This window comes from Aidingimonas lacisalsi (assembly GCF_008079445.1).
Classification (GTDB): Bacteria; Pseudomonadota; Gammaproteobacteria; order Pseudomonadales; family Halomonadaceae; genus Aidingimonas; species Aidingimonas lacisalsi.
Genome location: NZ_VRYH01000004.1, coordinates 202,859 through 215,919 on the forward strand (window position 1 = coordinate 202,859; position 13,061 = coordinate 215,919).

The window sequence follows — 13,061 nt, forward strand, 5'->3', positions numbered from 1 at the left end:
TGATGTTTTTAGTTCAAGAACGCTCTATTTTTGCCGTTAAGTATTATTAAGTCATTTTCAGCAAATAGAACCGTCCGTTCAGGGATAATCGGCTTTCATGGAGCGTGCATGTCGCATGAAATTGAGACTTCGGCAACGGGGCTGCAAGCGGAGTTGTTGGGGCGTCAGCTCGACGAGTTGTTGACTGAGTCTGTGGTGGCCGAGGATCTTGAGACGGCAAGTCGTTTCGTTGCCGCTCCGCTGCAATCGTTATTGCGTCATTCCGGTGCCATGACAGCCGATGATGCCTTGTGTTTGATGCACTTGAAGGAACAAGCTCAGCGATGGCGATCGTTAGTGCTCGGTGAGTCGACATTGACCCGATGGCAGGGTGATGGCGCTTGTGAATGCCGGGATTTTGTGGCGTTAGTGGCCTTCTTGAGGGGGCTGGAGAGCGATCATGGACCGGTCGGGCCACTGCAACGGCTGGAACACATGCTTGCGCTGGGCGCGGTACGCTTGAAACTCGAACCTCAATGGGGAGCGGAAGTGGCCAGGTCTCAGCGGTTGTTTCTGAGCAACCCCGGATATCTCAATGCGCGTGAGATTGCCGCCGTATGCCAGCTGCGCGAGGGGACCGTCAAGAACGCCATGTCTCGACGCGAACTGACAGTGATCCCCGGTCGAGGTGTGCCTGTCGCCAGGGGCCTGGACTGGATGGTTCAACGGCGCGGTTTCCTGTATCCGGCTCTCAATGCCGCCAGCCGCGAACGACGTATCAATGGGCGCATAGTCGACCAGGTGCTATGCGGCGATGTACGTGTCGCTCGGGTCCGATATATCAGTCGGCTGCGATTGAGTGAATGGCGCCTGCGACAACGCGAGTATCGTTTTGCCATCAATGCCGAGGGGGTTCATCACTGCCAGATCATGTTGCCTGGAATCGATGGGGAAGGCTTGACCTCCATGGGAGTGCTGGATCTGGCCGAGCGTTCCGGCGACACTCAGGCCAGACTCTACCGGGAAAGTCTGCGTGCCGAGGAAGGTGTCGCGCTCTGGCAGGGGACGATACCAACGATGCAGGTGCTGGATGATGTTCTCAATTACCTGCTTTCCATGCCGGACGGCAAGACTGAGGCCGGTGCCTCTCGGAATGCAGCAGGACCACAGGACCTTGGCGCTAGGCACTTTTCGGACAATGGCTAATCCCGAAACCGTGGTTTGGCATGTTGGGGCCGACCCTGCCATGCGGACCATGAATAGAGTGCCAAACCGATCCAGATCAAAACGAAGGTGCCGAGTTGAGCGCTGGATAGGGGTTCCTGAAATATCACCAGAGCAATGAAGAACTGGATCGTCGGATTGAGATACATGAGAAAGCCGAGGGTTGCCAGCCTCAGGCGACGAGCGGCACCGGCAAAAGCCATGAGCGGCAGCGCAGTGATGACACCGCTGGCAATGAGCAATGCCGTGGTAGTGCTGTCATCCATGAAATGAGAGGCTCCTGAGGATGTCAGCCAACTGATGGCCAATAGAGCGAGTGGGAAAATCAGCAATGTTTCCACGAACAACCCCGATAACCCGTCCAATGGCACTTGCTTACGCAAAAGACCGTAGGTACCGAATGAAATCGCTAGTGTGAGTGTGATCCAGGGGAGTTGATCGAACCCGATCAGTTGAATGGCAATCGCCACTGTCGCCAGCCCGACCGCGATGCCTTGTAGAAGCGTCATGCGTTCACGCAGTACCAGCATGCCCAACGCGACATTGACCAAGGGGGTCAGGAAATAACCGAGGCTTGCCTGAAAGACCTGGCGGCTTTCGACAGCGTAGATGTAAATGCCCCAGTTCAACCCGATCAGCAAGGCGCATGCGAGTACGCGTCCAAGCCGATGAGGGCGGGACAGGGCGGTAGTCACTGGCGTCCACCGCCTGAGTAGCGTGATCAGGACAGCGAGAAACACGCATGACCACAGCACCCGATGGATCAAGACCTCCCAGGCGGGAAGCCCTTCGAACAGTGCGAAGAAAAGCGGAAAACAGCCCCACATCAGATAGGCGGTGAGTCCATATCCGACACCAGCCATTGCCGTCCTGTCGGGCGTAGGGGGTGACGAGACAGCCATGATACCCTCGCTATCAAAAGTGGCTAATATACCATATTACTCCTTGAGTGCGTGTGCAGGGTTCTTCGGCTGGACTCGGGCTGCGCTCTGGAGGTGACTGGTTTAGGCTGGAGGCAGTCGTCCATGGGAGGAAAATGATCGTATGAGTGAGTTACGAACGACACTGGTGCAGTGTGACCTGCGCTGGGAAGATCCTGCGACGAATTGCCAACGACTTGCCGAACAGCTGGGCGACATTGGCGAGGCCGAAACCGATCTCATCGTTCTGCCTGAAATGTTTGCGACCGGCTTTACCATGAATTCGCGCGAGATGGCTCAGTCGATGGAAGAGAGCGAAGCACTCGCATGGATGCGAGAGCAAGCACAACGACGAGGGTGTGTCATGACGGGCAGCTTGGCCATCAAGGACCACGCGAGCTATTTCAATCGCTTGATCTGGGCCTGGCCGAATGGGGATATCGCTCACTATGACAAGCGCCACCTGTTTCGCATGGCGGGGGAACATGAACGCTATGGCATGGGACGTGATCGTGTTGTCGTCGAGTACAAAGGAATACGCTTGCTGCTGACGGTCTGCTATGACCTGCGTTTTCCCGTGTGGCTTCGTCAGCAGCCCGGCGAACATGATGGCTTCGAATACGACGCACTGCTGTGCGTTGCCAATTGGCCGGCGCCTCGTCGGCATCCCTGGAGGACGCTCTTGCAAGCTCGCGCTATCGAGAATGCATGCTATACCATTGGCGTGAATCGGGTTGGTGAAGATGCCAAAGGCCTATCCTACGCCGGCGACTCGATGCTGGTCGATTTCAAAGGAGAGCCGCTGATCGATGAACCGCGCGATACGCCATTCATTCGCACTGGCGTGATCGATAGCCAATCGTTGGCCCGATTCCGGGAAAAGTTTCCCGCCTGGATGGATGCCGACCGTTTTACGGTGGAAGTCTGATGCGACTGGACAAGTATCTATGTGAAACCGCGGACTTGACACGCAGTCTCGCCAAGCGGGCTGTGCGTCGAGAGGAAGTACGTGTCGATGGGGAGGTTGTCAAGGACCCTTCAACGCATGTCGATGAGACGAGTGACGTGAACTGGCTTGGGCAGTCGCTGGTTCTGACCGGCCCCAGGTATCTGATGATGAACAAGCCTACGGGTGTGGAGTGTACGTCGCACTCGTCGCATTATCCGACATTGCATGATTTGATCGATCTGCCCAATGCCGAACGTTTGCATCCTGCCGGACGCCTGGATGTAGAAACGACAGGCCTGGTATTTCTTACCGATGATGGGCAATGGTCACATCGCGTCACGTCGCCTCGACATGCAAGCGCCAAGGTATATCGCGCGACATTGGCAGAGCCTGTGGAAGGGCGCGCAGCCGAAAAAGCCATGCAGTCGTTTGCCGACGGACTTCTTCTGAAAGGTGACAGCAAGCCCACACGACCTGCCGAATTGCATATGCTGACGCCCCGTGATGCTCGCTTGACGATTCATGAGGGCAAGTATCATCAAGTGCGTCGGATGTTCGCTGCTATTGGCAATCGGGTTGAAACGCTGCATCGGGAGTCGATTGGTCCCGTCCAGTTGGATCCCGGACTGGCCCCGGGCGAATGCCGAATGCTGCGTCCGGACGAGATTCAGTGTTTTTGATGTATTTATACCGTTATCTCTTCTGCGCTTCGAAACTCACTGATTAACCTCTTTTCACGGACATGACGGGTCATGCAAGGTGAACAGGGCGAGCAGCGTTGATGAGTCGTTTCGTATAGGGGTGTCGAGGGGCATTCAGGACCCGTTCGCAGCCACCTTCTTCGACGATACTACCATCTTTGAGCACGATCACACGATGGGCCATGGCCCTCACGACGCTCAGGTCATGACTGATGAATAGATAGCTTAGCCCGCGACGAGCCTGCAACTCTCGCAGCAGTTCGACCAGATGCTTCTGTACGGTTCGGTCCAGTGCCGATGTCGGCTCATCGAGAACGATGAGCTCCGGTTCGAGAATAATGGCTCTTGCCACGGCAATGCGTTGGCGCTGACCACCCGAAAACTCGTGAGGGTATCGAGCGGCACAATCCGTGGGTAGACCGACTTCTTGCAGGGTGGCAACGACTCGTCGTTCCACTTCTCGATCATCGAGCTCAGGAAAGTGGAATCGCAGCCCCTCGCTGATGATCGATGAAACGGGGAGACGGGGCGATAAGGAACCATAAGGGTCCTGGAAAACGACCTGAAATCGGCTCCGTTGTCGTCGCAGGGCATTACCGGTCAGTCGATCGAGGCGCTGCCCATCGAAATTTATCTCGCCTTGACTGGGTACGAGGCGCAACAGTGCTTGGGCAAGCGTCGTTTTGCCGGAGCCGGATTCTCCGACGATTCCTAGTGTTTCCCCCTTTGCCACGGTCATCGTCAAAGGCTGAACGGCAATGAAAGGAGGGGGGCGACGTGAGAAGAGTCGTTTGGGGCGAGAGAAACTGACACTGAGTTGCTGTGTTCGCAGTAACGTCTTGGCATCGTCAAGGGGAGTGGGGTTACCGCTGGGTTCCGCGGCCAGCAATGTGTGAGTGTATTCGCTGCTGGGCGAGGTAAAGACCTCAGTCACAGTCCCCGTTTCCTCAACACGGCCCTGCTGCATGACACAGACACGGTCGGCATGACGGCGTACCAGATTGAGGTCATGCGTAATGAATAGCATGCCCATGCCTTGGTCATCTCTGAGTTCGGCAAGTAATGCCAGGATCTCTTGCTGGACAGTGACATCCAGCGCCGTGGTTGGCTCGTCTGCGATCAACAGATCCGGTTCGTTGGCGATGGCCATGGCTATCATGACGCGTTGACGCTGGCCTCCGGACAGTTGATGGGGCCAGGCATCGAGCAGTTCGTCAGGGCGCGGCAACTGGACCTGCTCCAGCAGTTCTCTCGCACGCTTGCGTGCGGCTTGGCCGCCAAGTCCTTGGTGCAGTCGCAGCGACTCTCCAATCTGCTTCGAGACCGTGTGTAGCGGATTGAGCGAGGTCATGGGTTCCTGGAACACGAAACCGACGCGCGACCCTCTGATCCCGTACCATGCCTTGGCGGGTAAATGCGATAGATCGACGTCTTCAAGCCAGCGGCCGCCCACGATGTCGGCGTTGGGGGGTAGCAGATTCATCGCTCCCAGCGCGCTGACGGATTTTCCGGAACCGGATTCACCAACCAGAGCCAGGGTTTCTCCCCGACGGATCTCCAGTGATAGACGGTCGACGACGGAGATGCCATCGAAGCGGACCGAAAATTCCTCGAGTCGCAACAAGGCGTCAGGATGCATGAGTGACTCTCTGAGAGTGGTTGGTGGTCGGTGATGTATTGGTTGCCTGAATATGGCGGGGATCAAAGGCATCGCGCAGGCCTTCACCAATGAAGACCAGTAGTGAAAGCATGATGGACAGGCTGAGGAAGGCCGTAATGCCTAGCCAGGGTGCTTGGAGGTTGCTCTTGCCTTGAGCGACGAGTTCGCCTAGCGAGGGCGATCCCGGAGGTAACCCGAACCCCAGGAAATCGAGGGCTGTCAGGGTAGTTATGGCGCCGGTAAACAGAAAGGGAATGAACGTCATGGTGGCTACCATGGCATTGGGAAGGACATGACGCCACATGATCAGTCGTGACGGTAGCCCCAGCGCTTTGGCCGCACGCACGTACTCCAGGTTGCGTGCCCTGAGGAACTCCGCCCTGACGACGTCGACGATGCCCAGCCATGAAAACAGGAGCATGATGCCCAATAACCACCACAGGTTGGGCTCGACGAGACTGGCAAGGATAATGAGCAGAAAGAGTACGGGAAGACCCGACCATATTTCGGTCAGACGCTGTCCTATTAAATCAATCTTACCGCCGAAATAGCCTTGGATGCCGCCAATGACGACGCCCATGACAAGCGAGCCGATCGTCAGTACCAGCGCGAAGATGACCGATAGGCGAAACCCGTAAATCACGCGTGCCAGTACATCTCTCCCTTGGTCATCGGTGCCCAGCCAGTGTCGGCTATCCGGAGGCGAAGGAGAGGGACGACCGAGTTCCATGTCCAGGGTCTGATAGGAGTAGGGGATCGGTGGCCATAGTGCCCAGCCTTCCGATGCGAGCCTTTCGCGTATTACCGGATCGTGGTAGTCGGTCGGCGTGGGCAGGAACCCGCCGAACTCGGTCTCCGGGTAATCTATCAGGACCGGCGCATACCATTGATCCTGATACGTCATGATCAGCGGTTTGTCGTTAGCGATCAATTCGGCACACAGGCTGAGCAGAAACAGGATGCCGAAGATCCACAGCGAGACATAGGCGCGACGGTTGTGGCGAAAGACCGTCAAGCGTCGTTGCGAGATAGGGGATAACCGAGCCGCAAGGCGATGAAACATGGCCATCAGGACTCCCGAGTCTCGAAATCGATGCGAGGATCGACCCAGACATACGTCAGATCCGAGATTAGCTTGAGCACCAGGCCGATCAGCGTGTAAAGAAAGAGCGTACCAAAGATAACGGGGTAATCTCGTTGCATGACGGCCTCGAAGCCAAGCAATCCCAAGCCGTCGAGGGAAAAGATCACTTCGATGAGCAGAGAACCGGTAAAGAAAATGCCGATCAGAGCCGAGGGAAGGCCGGCAATGATGATCAACATGGCATTACGAAACACATGACCGTAGAGTACCCGATGATCATCGGCCCCTTTGGCTCGAGCGGTCAGTACGTACTGCTTGTGAATCTCATCCAGGAAGCTGTTCTTTGTCAGCATGGTGAGCGTGGCGAAGCTCCCGATAGCCGATGCGATTACGGGCAAGGTGATATGCCAGAAGTAATCCTTGACCTTGCCGAGCATGGAAAGTTCGTTGAAATTGGGCGACGTGAGTCCGCGTAGCGGGAATAGCTCGAAATAGCTGCCACCGGCGAATAGAACGATCAGGAGAATGGCGAACAGAAAGCCGGGAATGGCATAACCGACGATGACCAGCCCGGATGACCACACATCGAAGCGTGAGCCGTGATGGAGAGCCTTGCGAACCCCGAGTGGAATCGAGATCAGGTAAACGAGGAGGGTCGTCCAGAGTCCTAGTGAGATCGAGACCGGCAATCGGTCGACCATCAAATCGATCACTTCACGATCGCGAAAGAAACTTTCGCCGAAGTCGAACTGTGCGTAATTGACCACCATGGTGATGAAGCGCTCGTGGGCGGGACGATCGAAGCCGAACTGCTGTTCCAACTGCTGTATGAAGCGCTCTTCGACACCACGGGCGCCCCGTGACTGGCCAGATGAGACAGCGTCGCCACCTCCGCTGTCGAGCCGAGTGCTGGATGTATCCTGCATGCCTTCGAAACGCGCGAGCATTTGATCGATGGGGCCGCCGGGAGCAGCCTGCACAATGACGAAATTGAGCAGCAGGATGCCCAGCAATGTCGGAATCATCAGTAACAGTCGGCGGACTACGTAAGCACCCACGGTCGCTCCTGAGGCTTGTTGTTATTCGTTACGCTGGCGTTCGCGAACAGCTTGCGCCTGGTCGGGATCGACCCACCAGGCATCCATATCCTGTTGGTATCTAGGGAACGGTTCAGGCCAGTCGAATTTGTCCCACATGGCCACGCGTGTACCGGCCAAATGCCACTGCGGGACGACGTAAAACCCCCAGCGCAAGACACGGTCGAGCGCCCGAGCTGCGGTGTCGAGTGCCTCACGAGAGTCGGCGCGGATCAGTTGTTCGACTAACGTGTCGATAACCGGATCGCGTAGGCCTATCAGATTACGGCTGCGTGGTTGGTCGGCATAAGGGCTCGTCCAGAACTCGCGCTGTTCGTTGCCGGGATTGGTCGACTGGGGAAAGCTGCCAACGATGATATCGAAATCGAAATCGCGCAAACGGCTGAGGTACTGATTGACGTCGACCAACCGTATACGGCCCTGGATGCCTAATCTATCCATATTGTGCAGCCAGGGTTGTACCACACGCTCGAACTGGCTGTCGTAGAGTAGCACCTCAACCGTCAAAGGGGTGCCAGTGTCACTGTCGACCATGATGCCATCACGCACTTCATAGCCTGCCTCCAGTAACAGCTCGTAGGCCTCTTTGAGCCGCTCGCGACGATCTGACGGGTGGTCGACAGGTAGGCGACGGGTAAAGACCTCTTTTGGCAATGAGTCCCGATGAGGGGTCAGCAAAGCCAGTTCCTCTTTGCTGGGCAGTCCTTCGGCGGCCATTTCCGAGTTTTCGAAGAAACTGTGAGTTCGCTCGTAGGCGCCGTAGAACAGGTTGTCGTTGAGCCATGGAAAATTGAACGCCAGGTTCAATGCTTCACGTACCCGTCGATCCTGAAACTGTTCGCGTCGAAGGTTCAGAATGTATGCCTGCATGCCGGCTGGCTGCCCATCGGGAAGGGTCAGGCGCTCGACGAATCCTTCCTCAGCGGCAGGAAATTCATAGGCCGTTGCCCACAGGCGTGCGCTTGATTCCATGCGCATATCAAGGTTGCCGGCCTTGAACGCTTCCAGGGCGACTGTCTGATCGCGGTAATAGTCGTAGATCAAGTGATCGATATTGTAGCGCCCTTTGTTGACGGGCAGGTCCCGCCCCCAATAATCTTCGACACGGCGATAACTGATACGACGTCCAGGATCTATCTCGTCGATACGATAGGGCCCCGATCCCAGGAGCTTGTCGAGAGTCGTACTACTGAATTCACGATCTTTCCAGAAATGGGCAGGGAGAATGGGAAGCTGGCCAAGGATCAACGGCAGTTCGCGGGAATTGTCTTCTGCGAACTCGAAACGCACGGTTCGCTCATCGAGAGCTGCAACGTTGGTGACGTCGGCATAATAGGAGGCGTAGAAAGGTCGACCCTGCTTGACCAGGGTGTTCAGGCTGAAGACGACATCATCGGCAGTGATGGGTTCTCCATCATGAAAACGAGCGTCGGGGCGTATATCGAACTCCATCCACCGGCGGTCAGGGTCCAGCCGAATCCCTTCTGCAATCAGGCCGTACATCGAAAATGGTTCATCGGGGTTGGTGGTCAGCAGGGTATCGTATGTCTGGGTCAACCCAGTGGCAGGGGTACCTCTGATGATGAATGGGTTGGTGGAGTCGTAACTACCGGTTGCAGCACGGCGCAATCGACCCCCCTTCGGGGCCTCAGGGTCGACATGCGGGAAGTGGTCGAAATCGGCCGGTAGCGCAGGGTCATCATAGAGTGCTAGACCATGTACGGTTTCAACGTCGTCCACCGACTCCGCCAGCAAGGGCGACGGTAGAAGCATCAGACTGGTCATGAGTAGCAGAACGAATCTCGAAAGCGCGATGACCCTCATGGAAAATGCCCTGATATGATCGTTTAACAGCCAACATGTTGTGTGGCATGGCGATGTGCAGTCATAAAAAGCCACCTTCGCGCTAAAGTGTCAGCGAGAGTGGTATTTGTAAACTGTTATCGCTAGCGATATATCAACTGTTGGCTGCTGGGCTTCTCAACGGCGAGAGACTTTTGCCAATGTCGTTCCTTGCGTGGGTACCTGAAGAGTCTGTCCTACCTGCAAAGTATCGTCATCCAGTGCGTTTCTGGAGCGTAACGCATCGACCGAAGTACCGTACCGGTTGGCCAGAGTGGAGAGGTTATCGCCTCGTTGAACCTGATAGTTGCCCCAGCCCGGCGTGCTGGTGGAAGACGTATCCATGTTCTGTATCGAGGCGAGCAGGGCATCACGCTTGTTGGCAGGCACCAGCAGTCCCGTCATGCTGTTGGGACTGATCCTTCCATCCAAAAGCGCCGGATTCAGTTTTCGTAGTATCCGTGGGCTAGTATCAGCAAGCTTGGCGGCTCTGCTGAGGCTGATTGGACTGTCGAGTTCGATCTCTGCAAACGCCTGGGAATCGTCAATTTCCGGGAGCGCAACGTCATAACGTTCCGGATCTTCGATGATAGCGGCCAGTGCGAGCAGTTTGGGAACATAATTCATGGTTTCGTCGGGAAGCTGGAGATCCCAATAACTATCGCCTTCGCCTCGGTTGATAGCCGCTTGTCGCGCTTGGTTGACGGTACCTGATCCCGCATTGTAAGCAGCCAGAGACAGTTCGATATCGCCATCGTACCAGCGCTCGGCTTGCTGTTGCAGATAATCCAGGGCGGCCTCTGTCGATGCTACGACATCTAGCCTGCCGTCATAAGAGCCATTGCGAGGTATCCCTAATGCGTCACTGGTACCAGGCATGAATTGCCATAAGCCCGTCGCTCCGCCCGGGTTGCGTGCGGTTGGGTCGTATGAGCTTTCAACGAACGGGACGAGAGCAATTTCTCCCGGCATGTCACGTTCTTCCAGGCGTCGTGTGATCCAGGACAGCCATGGCCGGGCGCGTTCTGTGATCGCGACGATGTTTTCCGGGCTCGACCGGTAATGATCAATCCATTCCTGAACGCGTTGGTGGTCGACATCGTTCTGCCACTTGAAATTGTCGCGCAAGCGGGCCCAGGCATCCTCATGCACCGCTGGGTCGAGCGCGAGGGCATTCCAGAAATGAGTCTCGCCCGTGGCATTCGGGGTACTATGATAGGTAGTGCCGCCTTGATGCGGTGTATATTCCGCCTTGGCTCCAGCGGCTGCCAACAGGACACTGCACAGTAATGCGCTACCTGCCAAGCCAAGGCTGAAACGACGGGTCGTTAGATAGGTCATGATGGGGCTCCGGGCGCTATCGTGGCGTCCATGGATCACTCTGATCCGAGGAGGAGTCTCAGAATCGGTCCTTCCAGGCGCGAAGCGTGGCAAAGGTCGAGAGGGCGTCCTTCGCCTCGCCGTGCGAGGCCGCTTGTTGGCGAACCGAGGCCTGTTCCGTTCTCAGGAACGGATTGATGAGTGCTTCACGTCCCATGGTAGACGGCAAGGTCGGTCGGTCCAGGTCGCGTAACCGCTGACACTCGCTGGTGTAGTCACCGAGGTATGGGTTGTCCGGCTCGACTGCCTCGGCAAAACGCAAATTAGCCAATGTATACTCGTGGGCAGCGAAGACCAGTGTCTCGTCGGGTAACCCGGTCAGCTTGCCCAATGACTCGAACATCTGTTCCGGCGTGCCTTCGAAGATACGCCCGCATCCGCCTGAAAACAGGCTGTCGCCGCAAAACAGCAGAGGCGGAACACCGGCGGCAAAATAGGCGATCTGATCCAGGGTATGACCAGGAACAGCGATGACCTGGAACTGGCGTCCCATGACCAAGCATTCATCGCCTTCGTTGAGGTGCTCATCGATTCCCTTGATATCCTGGTTGTCGGGCCCATAGACGCGCGGGCGGTATCGTTGGATGAGCTCAGCCAACCCACCGGTATGGTCATGATGGTGATGAGTGATCAGGATACTGTTCAGTTGGAGCTGTTCCCGTTCCAGATACTCGATTACCGGGTCGGCTTCTCCGGGATCGACAACGGCAACACGTGAGGTGGTGTCTTGACGCAACACCCATATATAGTTGTCACTGAGGGCTGGAATAGGAGTCACGCTGAGCATGGTGCTACTGTCCTCGGTCTGGTCGAGATCAATGACTTAACCAATCAGGCAGCTCCCTTTATAGTCGTGCAACAGTTATCGACATGAAAGACATGACACGGATCCTGCTGCCATAATGGCTGGGTCGATCACAAAACGAGAGACTTTGGAGGCTTTGTTCTAGTGTGTCAAATTCGCATATGACGATGTCGTTGGCGCAAATCGTTCATGAAGGCCGCCGTTACTGGGCCTCTGCAGATGGCCGAGCGCATTGGCAGTCGGAGCGGGCATGCCTCGGTCCAGTGTGTGAGGCCCTGCATGGGCATCATCGCCTGGAGTTGAGCATGGCTCCTTCGTTATCGGATATGTGTCCGATACGACACGCTATCGATTGGTCACCAACCCGTGAGCTTGCAACGAGTCCATCGACCTTGGTGTGTCGACCCGATCAGTTACCTCTTGCGGATGAAAGTGTACAACTGGTCGTGGTGCACCATTTACTCGAGGTCGTTCCCGAACCACACCATGTTTTGCAGGAGGCGGCACGCGTGACCGCTGACAGCGGGTGTCTGGTCATTTTCGGTTGGGGGCCGATGGGGGTGACCGGCTTGTCTCGTGCCCTGCCTCGCCGCCGGCGATGCATGCCCTGGAGCGGACATTGGCGGACTCCAGCCAGGTTACGCGACTGGCTTGCTTTTGTTGATTTCGAGATCGAACGCGTAGATTATTGCGGCTTTCATTGGCCGGGAGGTGTCCCACGCAATGCTTGGCTGGAAGCGTTGGGACGGCGACATAATCTGCCGCTTGGAGACACCTTCATGATCCGTGCCAGAAGACGGAGCCAACCTGTGCAGACACAAACGCATCGGTTGCCGCTCACTGCGCCGCTCAGCAGCCCGACACTGGGACATGCGACGCGCTTGACCCGACAGCCCGACACCAAGGTGGAAAGTGAACGAGTCGCCTGATCCGGATACGAGCTTGCCTAACGTCACTATCTATACCGATGGAGCGTGCCGTGGGAACCCAGGACCGGGCGGTTGGGGGGCCTGGCTGCAAAGTGGGGGGCATGAAAAGTCGCTTTATGGCTATGAAGCGCATACGACGAATAATCGTATGGAGCTGATGGCCGCGATCATGGCCTTGCGAGCTCTCAAGAAACCTTGCGATGTGTCGTTATGGACCGATTCCGAATATTTGCGTAAAGGGATTACCCAATGGCTTCCCAACTGGCAGCGTCGTAACTGGAAAACGGCATCTCGCCAGCCGGTCAAGAATGCCGAACTCTGGCGTGAACTACTGTCAGAAAGCGAAAGGCATCGAGTACATTGGCAGTGGGTAAAAGGGCATGCGGGTCATCCCGGCAATGAACGTGCTGACGAACTTGCCAATTACGCGATCGATGAAGCTCTGGCTTGATCCGGGCCACCCATGTCGGGTTTACCTAGACGCCTGAACC

At 56.4% G+C, this 13,061-nt stretch carries 12 protein-coding genes; 5 read left to right on the top strand and 7 right to left on the bottom strand.

Features of this window, described 5'->3' with window-relative positions; genetic code table 11:
• Positions 1-108 precede the first annotated feature (108 nt).
• Entirely contained in the window at positions 109-1,185 is a 1,077-nt protein-coding gene (locus FVV99_RS09985; protein WP_148253931.1) for a hypothetical protein, read from the top strand.
• On the opposite strand, the gene rarD is transcribed toward FVV99_RS09985, so the two are convergent.
• The gene (gene rarD, locus FVV99_RS09990; protein ID WP_148253932.1) at positions 1,182-2,105 is read right to left on the bottom strand and encodes an EamA family transporter RarD; all 924 of its coding nucleotides are present in this window, start codon (positions 2,103-2,105) and stop codon (positions 1,182-1,184) included. The genes FVV99_RS09985 and rarD overlap by 4 nt on opposite strands.
• 142 nt (positions 2,106-2,247) lie before the next feature.
• Between rarD and FVV99_RS09995 the strand changes: the two genes are divergently transcribed.
• Together FVV99_RS09995 and FVV99_RS10000 are read left to right on the top strand one after the other, a co-directional pair.
• Positions 2,248-3,051: an amidohydrolase gene (locus FVV99_RS09995; protein WP_148253933.1), complete on the top strand. Its 804-nt coding sequence runs from the start codon at positions 2,248-2,250 to the stop codon at positions 3,049-3,051.
• Positions 3,051-3,752 (top strand): pseudouridine synthase, encoded by a 702-nt coding sequence (locus tag FVV99_RS10000; protein WP_148253934.1) that lies wholly within the window; start codon positions 3,051-3,053, stop codon positions 3,750-3,752. The genes FVV99_RS09995 and FVV99_RS10000 overlap by 1 nt, the downstream gene beginning before the upstream one ends.
• A 70-nt stretch (positions 3,753-3,822) precedes the next feature.
• On the opposite strand, the gene FVV99_RS10005 is transcribed toward FVV99_RS10000, so the two are convergent.
• The 6 genes from FVV99_RS10005 to gloB all read right to left on the bottom strand — a co-directional run bounded on the left by FVV99_RS10005 (position 3,823) and on the right by gloB (position 11,623).
• Entirely contained in the window at positions 3,823-5,412 is a 1,590-nt protein-coding gene (locus tag FVV99_RS10005) for an ABC transporter ATP-binding protein (RefSeq protein ID WP_148253935.1), read from the bottom strand.
• Positions 5,402-6,496 (bottom strand): ABC transporter permease, encoded by a 1,095-nt coding sequence (locus FVV99_RS10010; protein WP_148253936.1) that lies wholly within the window; start codon positions 6,494-6,496, stop codon positions 5,402-5,404. Before FVV99_RS10010 ends, FVV99_RS10005 begins: the two co-directional genes overlap by 11 nt.
• Positions 6,497-6,501: 5 nt before the next feature.
• The gene (locus tag FVV99_RS10015; protein WP_407921346.1) at positions 6,502-7,542 is read right to left on the bottom strand and encodes a microcin C ABC transporter permease YejB; all 1,041 of its coding nucleotides are present in this window, start codon (positions 7,540-7,542) and stop codon (positions 6,502-6,504) included.
• A 54-nt stretch (positions 7,543-7,596) separates the two neighbouring features.
• Positions 7,597-9,387: an extracellular solute-binding protein gene (locus FVV99_RS10020; protein WP_236645365.1), complete on the bottom strand. Its 1,791-nt coding sequence runs from the start codon at positions 9,385-9,387 to the stop codon at positions 7,597-7,599.
• A 207-nt stretch (positions 9,388-9,594) separates the two neighbouring features.
• Positions 9,595-10,797 (bottom strand): transglycosylase SLT domain-containing protein, encoded by a 1,203-nt coding sequence (locus tag FVV99_RS10025; RefSeq protein WP_148253939.1) that lies wholly within the window; start codon positions 10,795-10,797, stop codon positions 9,595-9,597.
• Between the two features lie 58 nt (positions 10,798-10,855).
• Positions 10,856-11,623, bottom strand: a complete 768-nt coding sequence (gene gloB, locus FVV99_RS10030; RefSeq protein WP_148253940.1) for a hydroxyacylglutathione hydrolase — start codon at positions 11,621-11,623, stop codon at positions 10,856-10,858.
• A gap of 323 nt (positions 11,624-11,946) precedes the next feature.
• Between gloB and FVV99_RS10035 the strand changes: the two genes are divergently transcribed.
• Together FVV99_RS10035 and rnhA are read left to right on the top strand one after the other, a co-directional pair.
• On the top strand, positions 11,947-12,570 hold the full coding sequence (locus FVV99_RS10035; protein WP_236645366.1) for a methyltransferase domain-containing protein: 624 nt from the start codon (positions 11,947-11,949) through the stop codon (positions 12,568-12,570).
• Positions 12,554-13,021, top strand: coding sequence for a ribonuclease HI (rnhA, locus tag FVV99_RS10040; RefSeq protein WP_236645367.1), 468 nt, complete (start codon positions 12,554-12,556; stop codon positions 13,019-13,021). The genes FVV99_RS10035 and rnhA overlap by 17 nt, the downstream gene beginning before the upstream one ends.
• Positions 13,022-13,061: the final 40 nt, after the last annotated feature.